At 71.0% G+C, this 15,203-nt stretch carries 14 protein-coding genes; 11 read left to right on the top strand and 3 right to left on the bottom strand.

The annotated features are described in order from the left end of the window. Nucleotides 1-40 precede the first annotated feature (40 nt). From IEX69_RS03250 to IEX69_RS03240, 3 genes are all read left to right on the top strand, one after another. The gene (locus IEX69_RS03250; RefSeq protein ID WP_085021446.1) at nt 41-1,240 is read left to right on the top strand and encodes a PrsW family intramembrane metalloprotease; all 1,200 of its coding nucleotides are present in this window, start codon (nt 41-43) and stop codon (nt 1,238-1,240) included. 31 nt (nt 1,241-1,271) lie between these two features. Next, nucleotides 1,272-1,646, top strand: a complete 375-nt coding sequence (locus IEX69_RS03245; RefSeq protein WP_085019693.1) for an FKBP-type peptidyl-prolyl cis-trans isomerase — start codon at nt 1,272-1,274, stop codon at nt 1,644-1,646. Nucleotides 1,647-1,712: 66 nt separating this feature from the next. After that, entirely contained in the window at nt 1,713-3,938 is a 2,226-nt protein-coding gene (locus IEX69_RS03240) for a HelD family protein (RefSeq protein ID WP_085019692.1), read from the top strand. Between the two features lie 25 nt (nt 3,939-3,963). Here the strand turns inward: IEX69_RS03240 and IEX69_RS03235 are convergent, their stop codons facing one another. Then, the gene (locus tag IEX69_RS03235; RefSeq protein ID WP_085019691.1) at nt 3,964-5,316 is read right to left on the bottom strand and encodes an MFS transporter; all 1,353 of its coding nucleotides are present in this window, start codon (nt 5,314-5,316) and stop codon (nt 3,964-3,966) included. Beyond that, nucleotides 5,313-6,338, bottom strand: coding sequence for an isopenicillin N synthase family dioxygenase (locus IEX69_RS03230; RefSeq protein WP_085019690.1), 1,026 nt, complete (start codon nt 6,336-6,338; stop codon nt 5,313-5,315). Before IEX69_RS03230 ends, IEX69_RS03235 begins: the two co-directional genes overlap by 4 nt. 208 nt (nt 6,339-6,546) lie before the next feature. Here IEX69_RS03230 and rpsO point away from each other — a divergent pair, with 208 nt between their 5' ends. From rpsO to IEX69_RS03190, 8 genes are all read left to right on the top strand, one after another. After that, a complete protein-coding gene (gene rpsO / locus IEX69_RS03225; protein ID WP_085019689.1) occupies nt 6,547-6,816 on the top strand; it encodes a 30S ribosomal protein S15 in 270 nt (89 codons plus the stop codon). 142 nt (nt 6,817-6,958) lie between these two features. Beyond that, the gene (locus tag IEX69_RS03220; RefSeq protein ID WP_085019688.1) at nt 6,959-7,585 is read left to right on the top strand and encodes an FMN reductase; all 627 of its coding nucleotides are present in this window, start codon (nt 6,959-6,961) and stop codon (nt 7,583-7,585) included. Between the two features lie 15 nt (nt 7,586-7,600). Continuing rightward, nucleotides 7,601-8,758, top strand: coding sequence for a type III polyketide synthase (locus IEX69_RS03215; RefSeq protein ID WP_085019687.1), 1,158 nt, complete (start codon nt 7,601-7,603; stop codon nt 8,756-8,758). After that, on the top strand, nt 8,755-9,453 hold the full coding sequence (locus tag IEX69_RS03210; RefSeq protein WP_085019686.1) for a class I SAM-dependent methyltransferase: 699 nt from the start codon (nt 8,755-8,757) through the stop codon (nt 9,451-9,453). Before IEX69_RS03215 ends, IEX69_RS03210 begins: the two co-directional genes overlap by 4 nt. Before the next feature lie 56 nt (nt 9,454-9,509). Continuing rightward, the gene (locus IEX69_RS03205) at nt 9,510-10,103 is read left to right on the top strand and encodes a hypothetical protein (protein WP_085019685.1); all 594 of its coding nucleotides are present in this window, start codon (nt 9,510-9,512) and stop codon (nt 10,101-10,103) included. A 250-nt stretch (nt 10,104-10,353) separates the two neighbouring features. Further along, nucleotides 10,354-12,645, top strand: coding sequence for a polyribonucleotide nucleotidyltransferase (locus IEX69_RS03200; RefSeq protein WP_085019684.1), 2,292 nt, complete (start codon nt 10,354-10,356; stop codon nt 12,643-12,645). A 111-nt stretch (nt 12,646-12,756) separates the two neighbouring features. Continuing rightward, nucleotides 12,757-14,121 (top strand): M16 family metallopeptidase, encoded by a 1,365-nt coding sequence (locus tag IEX69_RS03195; protein WP_085019683.1) that lies wholly within the window; start codon nt 12,757-12,759, stop codon nt 14,119-14,121. Continuing rightward, the gene (locus IEX69_RS03190; RefSeq protein ID WP_085019682.1) at nt 14,118-14,720 is read left to right on the top strand and encodes a histidine phosphatase family protein; all 603 of its coding nucleotides are present in this window, start codon (nt 14,118-14,120) and stop codon (nt 14,718-14,720) included. Before IEX69_RS03195 ends, IEX69_RS03190 begins: the two co-directional genes overlap by 4 nt. Here the strand turns inward: IEX69_RS03190 and IEX69_RS03185 are convergent. After that, the gene (locus IEX69_RS03185; RefSeq protein ID WP_085019681.1) at nt 14,714-15,196 is read right to left on the bottom strand and encodes a GNAT family N-acetyltransferase; all 483 of its coding nucleotides are present in this window, start codon (nt 15,194-15,196) and stop codon (nt 14,714-14,716) included. The genes IEX69_RS03190 and IEX69_RS03185 overlap by 7 nt on opposite strands. Nucleotides 15,197-15,203: the final 7 nt, after the last annotated feature.

The raw sequence follows: 15,203 nt of genomic DNA, 5'->3' as shown, positions 1-15,203 counted from the left end.
CCCGCTAGGCTCGGGAGTCGACGAGACCTGAGGAATGCACATGACCGACCCCGCCCGCACCGCTGCCGAGCCGATCCCCGGGGGAGCGCCCGCGCTGCCGTCGCTGCCTCCCGTTCCCGCCCGACGGACGCCGAGCACGGCGCTCATCGTCTTCACCGTGCTGGGCTTCACGATCGTCGGCTTCCTCGCCCTCGCCGTGACGGCCTACCTGTTCTTCGGCCTGGGGCCCGTCGCGTTCGTGATCTCGGGTGTGCTCGCCCTCATCCCGCTGGCGGTGGTGATCACCGCGATCACGCTCATCGACCGGTGGGAGCCCGAGCCCCGGCCGGCCCTGCTGTTCGCCTTCCTCTGGGGCGCGGCGGCCTCGGTCGCCGCCGCCCTCGTGGTCGACGTGGGGGTCCAGATCTTCGTCGAGCTGGCGACCGGCGGTCCGGCGACGACCGACGTCCTGGCGAGCGTGATCCAGGCGCCGGTCGTCGAGGAGGGCGCGAAGGGACTCGGCGTCCTGCTCCTCTTCTGGGTGTTCCGCCGGCAGTTCGACGGCCCCGTCGACGGGCTGGTCTACGGAGCGACGATCGCGGCGGGGTTCGCGTTCACGGAGAACATCCTCTACTTCGCCTCGGCGCTGGCCGACGGGGGGATCGCCTCGCTCGGCATCACCTTCGGGCTGCGCGGCATCATGGCCCCGTTCGCCCACGTCATGTTCACCGCGTGCACCGGAGTCGCTATCGGGTTCGCGGCGAGGTCGCGGAACATCGCGGCCGGGATCGGCATCGTGATCGCGGGGTGGCTGCTCGCGGTCGGCCTGCACGCGTTCTGGAACGGGTCCACCTACCTGGTCGAGGGGCTCGGCGGGTTCTTCCTGCTCTACGTCCTGGTCCAGGTGCCGCTGTTCGCGGTGGCCATCGTGCTGGTCGTGCAGCTCCGCAAGGCGGAGACACGCGCCACGGCGGCGCGGCTGGCCGAGTACGCCGCCGCCGGGTGGTACGCGCCCGACGAGGTGCGCTTCCTCTCCACCGGCGCCGGGCGGCGGGCCGCGCTCCGCTGGGCGTCCACCCTTCCGGGAGGCCGACGCGCGATGAGGTCGTTCATCCGCGACTCGACCAGGCTCGCGTTCACCCGCCAGCGCATCGTGACCGGCCGGGGCGGCCTCGCGCCGCTCGCCGACGAACGCGCGCTGCTCGACGCGGTGACCGCCGACCGGATCGCGCTCGCCTCGGCGCGCGGGGTCGCGCTTTGACGGTTCCACCCGGTCCGGGTTGGATGGGAGCATGAGCGATTCGCAGAGCACCAAGCCCGAGATCGACGCGCCGGAGGGCCCCGCGCCCACCGAGCTCGTGATCGAGGACATCATCGAGGGCACCGGGGCCGAGGCCGTCCCGGGCGGGACCGTGGAGGTGCACTACCTCGGCGTCGGCTACGACGACGGCGAGGAGTTCGACTCCTCCTGGAGCCGCGGCCAGACCATCACCTTCCCGCTGAACGGCCTCATCGCCGGCTGGCAGGAGGGCATCCCCGGCATGAAGGTCGGCGGCCGTCGCAAGCTGACGATCCCGCCGGAGCTGGCCTACGGCCCCGCGGGCTCCGGTCACTTCCTCTCGGGCAAGACGCTGATCTTCGTCATCGACCTGATCTCCGTCCCCTGAGCCTCCGGGCGCCCGCCCCTCCCGTCAGGCACATAGAATGGTGTGCCTGAATTCGGGAGGTGGCGGGTGTCCGATACCGAGCTCCAACGGGAGCGCGACTACGTCGCGGGCCTCTACGGTCGCCTCGATGCGCTGCGCGAGGAGACTGAGCAGGAGCTGGCCGCCGTCCGTCGCGAGGACGTGGGCGGCAACCACCAGAGCCGTTCCGAGCGGGATGCGTTCGCCAGGGCCTACGAGGACAGGGTCATCCAGCTCCGCGAGGTGGGGGAGCGGCTCGCCTTCGGCCGCCTCGAGCTGACCCCGGAGGCGGACGGACCGCGGTACCGCTACGTCGGCCGCATCGGTCTCCGCGACGAGAACCTCGAGCCGCTGCTCCTGGACTGGCGGGCCCCTCAGTCCAGCGCGTTCTACCAGGCCACCGCCGCCGAGCCGCTCGGCGCGCGATCCCGCCGTCACCTCACCACCCGCGGGCGCGAGGTCGTCCGCATCGAGGACGAGGTGTTCGACGCCGATCTCCTCGACGACGAGTCGACGCGTCTCCAGGGCGAGGGCGCGCTGCTGGCCGCGCTGTCCGCGCAGCGGACGGGCCGCATGCACGACATCGTGGCCACGATCCAGGGCGAGCAGGACAGGATCATCCGCTCCGACCTCAACGGCGTGCTCGTCGTGCAGGGCGGACCGGGCACCGGGAAGACCGCGGTGGCGCTCCACCGAGCCGCGTACCTGCTCTACTCGCACCGCGAGCGGCTGGGGTCGAGCGGTGTCCTCATCGTGGGGCCGAGCCGGGCGTTCCTGCAATACATCAACGCGGTGCTGCCCAGCCTCGGCGAGACCGGTGTCGTGCTCGCGAGCCTCGGCCAGCTCTATCCGGGGGTCGACGCCGTGCACGACGACGCCCCCGAGGTCGCCGCGCTGAAGGGGTCCGCCGAGATGGCGCACCTCGTCCGGCGTGCCGTGCGCTCGCGCATCCGCGTGCCGAAGGAGCCGGTGGTCGTCGAGGTCAACGGCGAGCGGCTGACGATCCAGCCCGCTGCGCTCCAGGATGCGGTCACCCGCGCCCGCGAGTCGGGCAAGCCGTACAACCAGGCCCGGGTCTCGTTCGTGAAGACGATGCTGACGCAGCTCGCCCGCCAGCTGACGGAGCAGCTGACCCGACGCGGGACGACGATCGACGACTCCGACCAGGCCTACCTGCGTGAGGACATCCGCACGGCGGAGGACGTCCGTGTTGCGCTCAACACCGTGTGGCTCCCGCTGACCCCCGAGCGGTTCCTCGAAGACCTCTATGCACGTCCGCAGTGGCTCGAGTCGCTGACCGGGTCGTGGTCGAAGGCGAAGCGAGCACTGCTCCACCGTCCGAGGGGCGGCGCCTTCACGGTCTCCGACGTGCCGCTCCTCGACGAGGCGGCCGAGCTGCTGGGCGAGTTCGACGAGCTCGCGGCCACCCGCGATCGGGAGGCCCGCGCACAGAGGTCCCGCGATCTGGAGAACGCCCGGACGGCGATCGCCAACATGGGCGTCGAGGGACTGGTGTCGGCCGAGTCCGTGGTCGAGGGCTTCGCCGAGTCGGAGGCGCGACGGACCACCGCGGAGCGCGCGGCATCCGACCGCACCTGGACCTACGGGCACATCGTCGTCGACGAGGCGCAGGAGCTGTCGCCCATGCAGTGGCGGGTGCTGCTCCGCCGCGGACCGCTGCGATCCTTCACCATCGTCGGCGACGTCGCCCAGGCCAGCGCTGCCGCCTCCACCACCGACTGGGCGACCACGCTCGCCCCGCTGTTCGGCGAGTCGTGGCGCCTGGAGGAGCTCACGGTCAACTACCGGACGCCGTCCCAGATCGTCGAGGCGGCCGAGCGGGTCGCCGAGGCGGCCGGTCTCGCCGTGACGAGATCGCGGTCGGTGCGGACGACCGAGTGGCCCGTCGAGGTGATCCGGGCCGACGGGCCCCTCGCCGAGGCGGTCGCGGAGACCGTCCTGTCCGTGCGCGGAGAGGGGACGACGGCGGTCATCGCTCCCGAGGCCGTGGTCGACGCGATCGGCGCGACGCTCGCCGATCGACTGGGCGACTCGGTCGGCAGGGGCGCGGCCGGGCTCGCCAGGCCCGTCGCCGTGCTCAGCGCCGCGGAGGCGAAGGGGCTCGAGTTCGACGTCGTCGTCGTGGTCGCCCCGGCCGGCATCCGTGCGGAGTCGATCCGCGGCTCGTCGTCGCTCTACGTGGCCATGACCCGTCCCACTCAGCGCCTGGCGCTCGTGCTCGACGTCGACGAGGAGCCGCCGGCCGGGCTCTGACGTCTGAGACCGTGGATCGCGATCGTCAGGGCTTCGGATCGAGTCCGTCGTACTCGCGGAACGACCGCGTCACGCGGAGCACGACCCCGGCGAGCACGACGATGACGATGCCGCCGAGGAGCGGCGGGAACCACGCCGCGGCCACCAAGGCGAGGGCACCGACGTAGAGGTCTCCGAGGCGAGGGCCGCCGGTCACGACCACGGTGAAGACCCCCTGGAGGCGTCCGCGCATGTTGTCGGGCACCGCGGTCTGCAGCATGGTCGAGCGGAACACCGCGCTCACGTTGTCCGCCGCGCCGGATCCGGCCAGGAACAGTGCGGCCACCGCGATCGCCGCGATGCTCGCTCCGCCGAAGTCCTCGTCGGCGTTGCCGCCGAGGAGGGTCGCGACGAGCAGCACGACGGCGAATCCGGCGATGCAGAGGCCGTAGACCTGCACCGCTCGGGCGATCGCACGCCCCTGCCAGCGCACGGCGCCGAGACGGCCCGAGAGGAGCCCGCAGACCATGGCTCCGACCGCCGTCGAGGCCGTCAGCACCCCGGCCGTGACGGCCCCGCCGCCCAGGACGACCGCGCCGACGGCAGGGAAGAGGACACGGGGCTGCCCGAAGGTCATCGCGATGATGTCGACGAGGAAGCCTGCGCGGATGTTGGGAGCCCGCCGGAGGAACGCCAGCCCGTACCGGAGCGACTCCAGGCCCGGTCGCTGCACCTCACCCTCGGGGAGGATGCGCGGCAGCGTCGCGATGCCGAGGAACGCGGTGACGAACAGCACGACGTCGACGGTGTAGGTCGGCCCGAAGCCGACGGTGGCGACGAGGACGCCGGCGAGCGCCGGTCCGACCGTCACCATCGCACCCATCGCGATCCCGTGCATCGCGGCCGCCGCCGGCAGGAGCTCACGGGGCAGCAGCCGCGGGTAGATCGCGGATCGCGTGGTCGTGATGACCGTGCTCGCGACGGTGTTAAGCATGGTGAGCACGTAGAGCAGCCACACGCTCTCGAGGCCCGTCCAGGCCAGGAGCGCGATCGTCGCGGTGGAGCCCCAGGCCACGATCGCGGAGACGAGCGCGACCGCGCGGCGGTCGAACGCATCCGCGAGCATGCCGCCGTACAGGCCGAAGACGACCATCGGCACGAGGGCGAACAGCGCCACACCCGAGACCGCCGTGGTCGAGCCCGTGAAGTCGTAGATCTGAAGCATGACGGCGACCACCGTCATCTGGCCGCCGATGCCCGCCACGGCCTCGCCGATCCACAGCCGGGCGAACGCCGGACTGGACCTCAGCGGGGTCAGGTCGACGAGGTGACTGCGCCTCGCCGCGGGTTCCGAGCTCGTCGGCGGGCTCGCCGGTGGTTCAGCTCCCGGTTCCGTCACCGCCGCGCGAGCAGATCGGAGTGATGGAGCTCCGCGACGTCGGGGTGAGCGCGCAGCTTTCCTTTCAGCACGTTCTCACCATACGTCGCGAACAGCGGGTTGTCGGGGTCGCGGGTCACTCCGCGGGCGTCGGAGGCCAGCTCCGCCGGGAGCGCGAGCGTGGGGATCGTGGTGTCGAGCGCGGGGCTGTAGAAGAAGGGGATGGACACGCGGTCGTCTCCGGCGGCGGGGGAGAGGACGCGGTGGACGGTGGCCTTGAGGTACCCGTCGGTCGCGATCTCGAGCAGCTCGCCGATGTTCACGACGAACGCGCCGTCGATCGGGGGAGCGTCGATCCACTCGCCGTCCTTCTCGACCTGCAGGCCGCCCTTCCCCGGCTCGACCAGCAGGAGCGTCAGGACGCCGTAGTCCTTGTGGGCGCCGACGCCCTGACCCCGGACCGGCTCGTCCTTGCCGGGATAGCGGACGATCTTCAGCAGGGAGGAGGGGTTCTCCTGGAAGGCCGCGTCGAAGACGTGCTCGTCCGCGCCGAGCGAGAGCGCCCAGGCGCGGAGGAGGGTCAAGCTCACGCGGTCGAGCTCGGCGTACCACTCGGTCACGACCTCGCGGAGCTCCGGCAGGGCGTCGGGCCACTGGTTGGGCCCCTCGAGGCGCCAGTAGTCGGGGGTGTCGTCCTCGATCGGATGCGGTTCCCGCTCCTCGCCGATGTCGATCTGCTCGCGCCAGTCGACCTTGCCCTGCGTCAGCTCGCCGCCGATGCGCATGTATCCGCGGAAGTGCGGGCTCTTCAGGTTCTCGATGGCGAGCTTGTCGTCGTCGGGCAGCGCGAAGAAGCGGCGTGCCGTGCGGAGGATCCGGTCGATCAGGTCCTGGGGCACGCCGTGTCCGACGAGGTAGAAGAACCCGTAGTCGTGGGTGGCCTCGCGCAGGTCGGTGCGGAAGCGCTCCGCCTCCTCGGGCGAGGAGGAGAGGCGGCTGAGGTCGAGCACGGGGAGCGATGCCCCGTCGAGAGATGTCGTCATGTCTGTCCGTTCCGCGATCTACAACGCGTGACCAGACTCGACTCTTCCCGTTCCGCTGTCGAATCGAGCGGCGTCATGTTACGCGCCGACGCCCGCGCCCGGTTCGCTCTGGTAGGCTTATGCGGTTGCCGTGAAACGGCCGCGGATCAAGAGCGCCACAGCATCGGGCTGTCGGCACCGCGCAACGACGAGGAAGGGGATCCCATCTATGGCACTCGAAGCAGACGTCAAGAAGGCGATCATCGAAGAGTACGCAACCCACCCCGGTGACACCGGATCCCCCGAGGTCCAGGTCGCGATCCTGACCAAGCGGATCAAGGATCTCACCGAGCACCTCAAGGAGCACAAGCACGACCACCACTCGCGTCGTGGTCTGCTGCTGCTCGTGGGTCAGCGTCGTCGTCTCCTGGGCTACCTCCAGGACATCGACATCCAGCGCTACCGTTCGCTCATCGAGCGACTCGGCCTGCGCCGGTAGTCTTCGCTGGCAACGCGATCTTCTTGCGAGCGGGTCGTCACCTCCGGGTGGCGACCCGCTTCGTCATTTCCCCGGGAATAACCGCACCCCGCGGCCTGTTGGAGCGGATGTAGATGCGAATGCATGGAAAGAGGAGGCTGCGATGAGCGCCAAGAAGCTGGCCGTGGTGACCGCGGGGCTGAGTCAGCCGTCGTCGACGAGGCTGCTCGCCGATCGGCTCGCAGAGGCGACAGTGGAGGCCGCGACGCTCGACGGCGTCGAGGTCGAGGTGACGGTCGTCGAGCTGCGCGACATCGCTCAGGACATCACCAACAACCTCCTCACGGGCTTCCCGAGCGGCCGCCTGCAGGAGGCGATCGACGCCGTCGCCGGTGCCGATGCCCTGATCGCGGTGACCCCGATCTTCTCCGCCAGCTACAGCGGGCTGTTCAAGTCGTTCTTCGACGTGATCGACAACACGGCTCTCGAGGGGCTCCCGACGACCCTCGCCGCCACCGGCGGATCGGCGCGCCACTCGCTGGCGCTCGAGCACGAGATGCGCCCCCTGTTCTCGTACCTCCGCGCCGTCACGCTGCCCACCGCGGTGTTCGCCGCGTCGGAGGACTGGGGCTCGGGAGCGGATGGCGTGTCCGCGCTGCCGTCGCGGGTGCGCCGTGCGGGTCGTGAGCTGGCGAGCGCCCTCGCGGCGAGCGAACGGTCCTCGAGCGTGCGCGACGAGTTCGCCCTCGACGCCGACTTCAGCCCTTTCGGGGGAGTCACCGCCGAGTAGTGCTTGTATGGGGTCATGGCCGCAGCGAGGATCCGATCCATCGGCACCGCGGTGCCTCCCACGGTGATCATGCAGCCGGAGGCTCGTGACGTCTTCGCTGCGCAGCCCGGCCTCGGGCGGCTCGGGGAGAGGCTCGTGCGGACCTCGTTCGACCAGTCGGGCATCGAGACCCGACACACGGTGCTGACGGAGCTCGACGCCTCGGCCGAGGCGGAGCCCTCCGGGCCCGCCGTGTTCTACGACCGCTCCTCCGGCCTCCTCCTCGATCCCGGCACGGGTCTCCGCAACGACCTCTACGCGGCGGTCACCTCCGAGCTGGTGGTGGAGGCGGCGCGGTCGGCGCTGGCCGACGTCCCCGATCTCTCGGCGGCCGACATCACGCACGTGGTGACGGTGTCCTGCACGGGGTTCTTCGCCCCCGGTCCGGACTTCGTGCTCGTGAAGGAGCTCGGTCTCCGACACGACGTGGCCCGGCAGCACCTCGGTTTCATGGGCTGCCAGGGGGCGTTCCCCGCCCTTCGGCTCGCGGACGCGTTCTGCGCGGCCGATCCCGACGCCGTGGTGCTCGTGGTCTGCGTGGAGCTCTGCACGCTCCACGTCCGCTCCGCCGCCACGACGGATCAGATCATCGCCAACTCCGTGTTCGCCGACGGGGCCGCGGCCGCGGTGGTCACGGGCAGGCCCGGGCCGAGCGGCTCGTCGGCGCTGCGCATCGACAGGCTGCGCTCGCGTCTGCTCCCCGAGGGTGAGCAGGCGATGGCGTGGACCATCGGCGACCACGGCTTCGAGATGGTCCTCAGCACCTACGTGCCCAAGCTCATCGACGGCAGCATCGGCGAGCTCGTCGGCGCGTTCGCCGAGGACGTCGACCTGCCTTCGTCGAGATGGGCGGTGCATCCCGGTGGCCGCGACATCCTCGACCGCGTCCAATCCCGTCTGGGCCTCGACGACGCGGCGATGGCCCCCTCCCGCTCCGTGCTGCGGCGTTTCGGCAACATGTCGAGCGCGACCGTGCTGTTCATCCTTGCCGACCTTCTGCACGCGGGCGACGAGGTCGACCGCCCGGTGATCGCGATGGCCTTCGGCCCCGGCCTGTCGGTCGAGCTCGGCGCCCTCACGCTCGAGCCGGCGCCGACGGGCGCCGCGGTGGCCGGCAGGGTCGCGACCGCATGACCGTGCTCGGGTCGCTGTCCCGGCGGGCGGCCGACCTCCAGGAGTACATGGACGACCCGGCGTGCGACCGCCGACGGCTCGACGCGACGTACGCCCGCTTCCGCCTGGTCAACCGCATCGTGGCCGGCTGGCGCGGCATCTATCGCGACCACATCCGTCCCCGGCTCTCCGACACCATGCCGTCGACCCTCCTCGACCTCGGCTGCGGAGGCGGCGACGTCGCCCGCTCGCTCGCGACGTGGGCGGCGCACGACGGGCTCCAGCTCGCGGTCACCGCGATCGATCCGGATGAGCGCGCCTACGAGTTCGCGTCGCGCCAGCCCGGTCCGCCGGTCGTGTACCGGCAGGCATCGAGCGCCGACCTCGTGGCCGAGGCCGCGCGGTTCGACGTCGTCGTCTCGAACCACGTGCTGCATCACCTGGACCGCGAGGAGCTGGCGGCCTTCTTCTTCGACAGCGAGCTCCTCTGCCGGGGGATCGCCCTCCACGGCGACATCCGCCGGAGCCGCCTCGCCTACGCGGCCTACTCCCTCGGCTCGCTGCCGATCGCTCGCGGCTCGTTCATCCGCGACGACGGCCTGACCAGCATCCGCCGCAGCTACACCGCGAAGGAGCTGCGCGCGACGGCCCCGCTGGGCTGGGAGGTGGAGGAGCGGCCGATGTTCCGGAACCTGCTCATCCACCGAGAGCGCTGAGCCGCTGACCGGATGCCGATTGGCCGGGGGATGCCCGCATCCGCGAGACTGGGGCGATGACCGATCGACGCCGACGCAAGCCGCTCTGGCGCTCCGAGCTGTTCCTGCTGGCGCTCGTGCTGCTGCTGGCGATCGTCGCCGGGCTCGTGAGCCGGACGGAGCTCGGCGTCGTGGGCGTGGTGCTGAGCGGAGCGCTGCTCGTGCTGGCCCTGGTCGCGGCCGCGCTCCTGGTCGTCCCGCTCGTGCGTCGGGGCCGCCCCGACGCGGAGAGCGCTCGGGTCACCGTCGCCGGGGTCGACCTCGTCGACCTGCCCGCGGAGCTCCGGGTCCCGGTGGACGACACGAGGCACCGGCAGACGTCCCTCGATGCGGCCCTGGCGCGCTCGGGCGCCGACCTGTCGGCGGTCCTCACGCCCGACGCGACGCGGTGGCTCGGGCGGGAGCTGCGGGTGGCCGTCGACCTCATCGCGGGCGACGGCGAGATCCATCGCGTGGGGTTCCTGCCTCGCGACGTCGACGCGCAGTGGTCGGAGCGGCTCCGGGAGCTCGCCGCTCACGGGGCGGTGGCCAGGGTGCGAGCGGTGGCGCGCACGACGACGCGCCCGTACGCCGTCGACGTGTTCCTCGGGCCCGTTCCGGCGGCCGACTGATAGGATGTCTCACGTTGCGAGCAGGCCGGCAGGATGCTGGTCAACGGTGGTGGCCCGCCGGTTCCGCTGACGCGGACCCGGAGCGCTTCTACTGGTGACCAGTACGCAGACCCTCGAGCAGCGACGACGGGCCGCCGGCCCGTGGTCCCGCACGGGACGAGGCGTTCTCCTCTGCCCACGCGCCTGCCTGCGACGTGAGGAGTCGTGAGTCCACACGGGACGACGACGTAAAACAAAGGAGTACGACCTCTTGGAAGGTCCTGAGATCAAGTTCGCCGAGACCGTTCTCGACAACGGCAAGTACGGCACCCGCACGGTCCGGTTCGAGACCGGACGCCTCGCCCAGCAGGCACAGGGCGCAGTCGCGGCCTACCTCGACGAGGAGACCATGCTGCTCTCCGCGACGAGCGTGTCGAAGCACCCGAAGGACAGCTTCGACTTCTTCCCCCTGACCATCGACGTCGAGGAGCGGTCGTACGCGGCCGGCAAGATCCCCGGCTCGTTCTTCCGCCGCGAGGGCCGCCCGTCGACCGAGGCGATCCTCGTCTGCCGCCTCATCGACCGCCCGCTGCGCCCGTCGTTCGTCGACGGCCTCCGCAACGAGGTCCAGGTCGTCATCACCGTCCTGAGCATCGCGCCCGACGAGTTCTACGACGCCCTGGCGATCAACGCGGCCTCCGCGTCGAGCCAGATCTCCGGCGTGCCGTTCTCCGGCCCGATCGGCGGCGTGCGCCTGGCGCTCATGCCCGGCTACGGCTCGGAGCCCGACCAGTGGATCGCGTTCCCCAAGTACTCGCAGCTGCAGGAGGCCGTGTTCGACCTCGTCGTCGCCGGCCGCGTGGTCGAGAACGCCGACGGTTCGTCCGACGTCGCCATCATGATGGTCGAGGCCGAGGCGACCGAGGGCAGCTGGAACCTCATCAAGGCCGGCGCGACCAAGCCCTCCGAGGCCGTCGTCGCCGAGGGCCTCGAGGCCGCCAAGCCGTTCATCCGTCAGCTCGTCGAGGCGCAGGCCTCGCTGGCGTCGCAGTCGGCGAAGGAGATCCAGTCCTACCCGATCTTCAAGGCCTACAACCAGGAGGCGTACGACGCCGTCGCCGGGCTCGCCTACGACGAGCTCGTGAACGTCTACCAGATCGCCGACAAGATCGAGCGCCAGAACGCCGACGACGCCCTCAAGGAGCGCGTGAAGGCGGCCATCCAGGAGAAGGTCGACGCCGGGGAGCTCGGCGGCGACATCCCGCCGATGGTCTCGGCCGCGTACAAGGCCGTCACCAAGGTCGTCGTGCGCGGACGCATCCTGCGCGACGGCGTCCGCATCGACGGGCGCGGCCTGGCCGACATCCGTCCGCTCGACGCCGAGGTCGCCGTGATCCCGCGCGTCCACGGTTCGGCCATCTTCCAGCGCGGTGAGACCCAGATCCTGGGCGTCACCACGCTGAACATGCTGAAGATGGAGCAGCAGATCGACTCGCTGTCGCCCATCACGCACAAGCGGTACCTGCACCACTACAACTTCCCGCCGTACTCGACCGGTGAGACCGGTCGCGTCGGCTCGCCGAAGCGTCGCGAGATCGGGCACGGCTTCCTCGCCGAGCGCGCCCTCGTGCCGGTGCTGCCGAGCCGCGAGGAGTTCCCCTACGCGATCCGTCAGGTCTCCGAGGCGCTGGGCTCCAACGGCTCCACCTCGATGGGCTCCGTCTGCGCGTCGACCCTGTCGCTGTTGAACGCGGGTGTGCCGCTGCGCGCCCCCGTCGCCGGCATCGCGATGGGCCTCGTCTCCGACGAGGTCGACGGCGAGACCCGCTACGCCGCCCTCACCGACATCCTCGGTGCGGAGGACGCGCTCGGCGACATGGACTTCAAGGTCGCCGGCACCAGCGAGTTCGTCACCGCGATCCAGCTCGACACGAAGCTCGACGGCATCCCGTCGTCGGTGCTCGACGGCGCGCTCAAGCAGGCGAAGGCCGCGCGCGACGCGATCCTCAACGTGCTGAACGCCGCCATCGACGAGCCCGACGAGCTGGCGCCCACCGCGCCGCGCGTCATCTCGGTGCAGATCCCGGTCGACAAGATCGGCGAGCTCATCGGCCCCAAGGGCAAGACGATCAACGCCATCCAGGACGAGACCGGCGCCGACATCTCCATCGAGGAGGACGGCACCGTCTACATCGGCGCGACCGACGGCCCCTCGGCCGAGGCCGCCCGCGCCCAGGTCAACGCGATCGCCAACCCGCAGAACCCCGAGGTGGGTGAGCAGTTCCTGGGCACGGTCGTCAAGATCGCGACCTTCGGCGCGTTCGTCTCGCTCCTCCCGGGCAAGGACGGCCTGCTGCACATCTCCGAGGTGCGCAAGCTCGCCGGCGGCAAGCGGGTCGAGAACGTCGAGGACGTCCTCGGCGTGGGCCAGAAGATCCTCGTCGAGATCACGAAGATCGACGACCGCGGCAAGCTCTCGCTCGCCCCGGTGATCGCCGAGCCCGCCGACACCGAGGGTTCCGCTGCTCACAGCGAGGGCCCGGAGGCCCCGGCCGAGGGCTGAACCCCGAGTTCACCGGCCGGACACAGCGCCTGACTACGAAGCGGCTGGGAGAAGCGTCATCGACGCTCTCCCAGCCGCTTCGGCGTTCAGCGATGTCATAGGGTTGAGGGGATGAACGGCGCAGCACCACTTCCGTTGGATCTGCCGGAGCTCGTCATCGGCGAAGGCGCCGAGGGACTGGTGCGGCGTACGATCCTCCCCAGCGGCATCCGCATCCTCACGGAGCACATCCCGGGCGCACGCAGCGCGACGGTGGGCTTCTGGCTCGCGGTCGGCTCGCGCGACGAGCTCGGGGCGGAGGGCGGCGCCCCCTCGCACTACGGCTCGACCCACTTCCTCGAGCACTTGCTCTTCAAGGGCACCCCTCGCCGGAGCGCGCTCGACATCGCGGTGGCGTTCGATGCGGTGGGTGGCGAGCACAACGCCATCACCGCCAAGGAGTACACCTGCTACTACGCCAAGGTGCGCGACCGGGACCTGTCGATGGCGGTCGACGTGCTGGCCGACATGGTGGCGGCCTCGACCCTCGACCCCGACGAGTTCGAGACCGAGCGCGGGGTCATCCTCGAGGAGCTCGCCATGGCGGAGGACGACCCGGGTGACGTCGCGGGGGAGCGCCTCTTCGAAGCGGTCCTCGGCGAGCATCCGCTGGGTCGTCCGATCGGGGGCACCCCCGCCACGATCCGTGCGGTCGGGCGCGACGCGGTGTGGGAGCACTACCGCGCCACGTACTCGCCGCACGACCTCGTCGTCGCGGTGGCCGGTGCCGTCGAGCACGACGTCCTGGTGGAGCGCGTCGAGAAGGCTCTGCGCGCTTCCGGATGGGACCTGTCGGGTTCCGCGTCGCCCGCGGCGCGCCGTCCGACCGCCGCCGCGGCGATCGTGCCCGGGGCGCCCGTCACCGTGGTGCGGAAGCCGCTCGAGCAGGTGAGCCTGATGCTCGGGATGCCGGGGCTCGTCGCCACCGATGATCGCCGCGTCGCGCTCAGCGTGCTCAGCTCGGTGCTCGGCGGCGGGATGTCGTCGCGCCTCTTCCAGGAGGTGCGCGAGAGGCGGGGTCTGGCGTACTCCGTGTACTCCTTCGCCCAGGGCTACTCGGATGCCGGTCTGTTCTCGCTCTACGCCGGATGCGCGCCGGGGCGTGAGCGCGCGGTCAGCGACATCATGCTGGGCGAGCTGCGACGGATCGCTGCCGACGGCATCACGCCCGACGAGCTCGTGCGCGCCCGCGGACAGCTCTCCGGTGCCGCGGCCCTCGCCCTCGAGGACACCGACACCCGCATGAGCAGGCTGGGGCGCTCCGAGCTCTCGACAGGCGAGTTCGTCGACCTCGACGAGCAGGTGCGCCGTCTGGAGGCCGTCACGCTCGACGACGTCCGTTCGATCGCGGTCACCCTCGCCGAGGGCTCCGTCAGCGTGTCGGCGGTGGGGCCGATCGACGAGGCCGTCTTCGACGACGTGGTGGTCGCGCGATGACCCGCACGCTCTACCTCGTCCGCCACGGCGAGCAGATGGATGCCGAGCACGGCGTCGACGACGGACCGCTCTCGCAGCGCGGCGTCCGTCAGGCGAAGCTCCTCGCCGATCGTCTCGGCGGGGTCCCGTTCGACAACGTGTGGCACTCGCCGCTCGTGCGCGCAGAGCAGACCGCCAAGATCATGGCCGAGCACCTTCCCGCTCTCGACCCCCAGCCGAGTGCGCTCCTCTTCGACTGCGTCCCCACCGGCTACAGCCCGGCAATGCCGCACGCCTTCGAGGCGTTCTTCAACTCGGTCACCCCCGAGATGGAGGACGCCGGACGAGCGCAGATGGCGGATGCGGTCGACGAGTTCCTCACGCCGGCCTCCGGCGACGAGCACGATCTGATCATCACGCACAACTTCGTGATCGGCTGGTTCGTCCGCGAGGCGCTCGACGCGCCCGAGTGGCGCTGGGTCGGCCTCAACCAGGCGCACTGCGGCCTCACCATCATCCGCCACAAGCCGGGGCGGATGCCCGAGCTGGTGGTGCACAACGACCTCGGTCACCTTCCCGCCGAGCTCCGGACGGGCATGAACGACGCCCAGCCCTACTGAGCGGGCCCGATCCGCTTGCCGTACCAGCGGGTCGCGTTGGGATTGTCGTTGTAGGCGGCGATCTCGCGGAAGCCCTCTCGGGCGTAGAGGCGTGCGGCGCCGTCGAGCGTGTGGTGGGTGTCGAGCACGAGCTCGACGGCTCCGAGACCCACGGCGCGGCGCTCCAGCTCGGCCATCAGGTCGCGCGCCCAACCGCGTCCGCGAGCGGCCGGGGAGAGCCAGACGTGCTTGACCTCGGCGCGCGGGCCGTCCTCGGATGCGGTGTCGAGCATCCGAAGCCCGGCGCAGCCGACGGCGGTGCCCTCGTCGTCCTCGACGACCAGGAAGACGCCGTGGCCGGGCGCGTAGTCGGCCGGCTTCGGGCCGGTCACCACGTAGGCCCCGCGCTGGGGGAAGGCCTCGGCGCGGTAGGCGAAGTAGTCGGCGAGCAGCCGGGACTCGTCAGGACCGGTGACCTCGCCCTCACGGATGCGCATCACGTCA

The organism is Cnuibacter physcomitrellae, assembly GCF_014640535.1.
GTDB classification, from domain to species: domain Bacteria; phylum Actinomycetota; class Actinomycetes; order Actinomycetales; family Microbacteriaceae; genus Cnuibacter; species Cnuibacter physcomitrellae.
The sequence above is the reverse complement of the archived record's forward strand: the minus strand, read 5'-3'. Positions and strand labels throughout refer to the sequence as shown.

Excerpts from the sequence above, each read along its gene's own strand:
- IEX69_RS03250 (WP_085021446.1), top strand. The coding sequence starts at position 41 with ATGACCGACCCCGCCCGCACCGCTGCCGAGCCGATCCCCGGGGGAGCG.
- IEX69_RS03245 (WP_085019693.1), top strand. The coding sequence starts at position 1,272 with ATGAGCGATTCGCAGAGCACCAAGCCCGAGATCGACGCGCCGGAGGGC.
- IEX69_RS03230 (WP_085019690.1), bottom strand. The coding sequence starts at position 6,338 with ATGACGACATCTCTCGACGGGGCATCGCTCCCCGTGCTCGACCTCAGC.
- rpsO (WP_085019689.1), top strand. The coding sequence starts at position 6,547 with ATGGCACTCGAAGCAGACGTCAAGAAGGCGATCATCGAAGAGTACGCA.
- IEX69_RS03220 (WP_085019688.1), top strand. The coding sequence starts at position 6,959 with ATGAGCGCCAAGAAGCTGGCCGTGGTGACCGCGGGGCTGAGTCAGCCG.
- IEX69_RS03215 (WP_085019687.1), top strand. The coding sequence starts at position 7,601 with ATGGCCGCAGCGAGGATCCGATCCATCGGCACCGCGGTGCCTCCCACG.
- IEX69_RS03210 (WP_085019686.1), top strand. The coding sequence starts at position 8,755 with ATGACCGTGCTCGGGTCGCTGTCCCGGCGGGCGGCCGACCTCCAGGAG.
- IEX69_RS03205 (WP_085019685.1), top strand. The coding sequence starts at position 9,510 with ATGACCGATCGACGCCGACGCAAGCCGCTCTGGCGCTCCGAGCTGTTC.
- IEX69_RS03195 (WP_085019683.1), top strand. The coding sequence starts at position 12,757 with ATGAACGGCGCAGCACCACTTCCGTTGGATCTGCCGGAGCTCGTCATC.
- IEX69_RS03190 (WP_085019682.1), top strand. The coding sequence starts at position 14,118 with ATGACCCGCACGCTCTACCTCGTCCGCCACGGCGAGCAGATGGATGCC.
- IEX69_RS03185 (WP_085019681.1), bottom strand. The coding sequence starts at position 15,196 with ATGCGCATCCGTGAGGGCGAGGTCACCGGTCCTGACGAGTCCCGGCTG.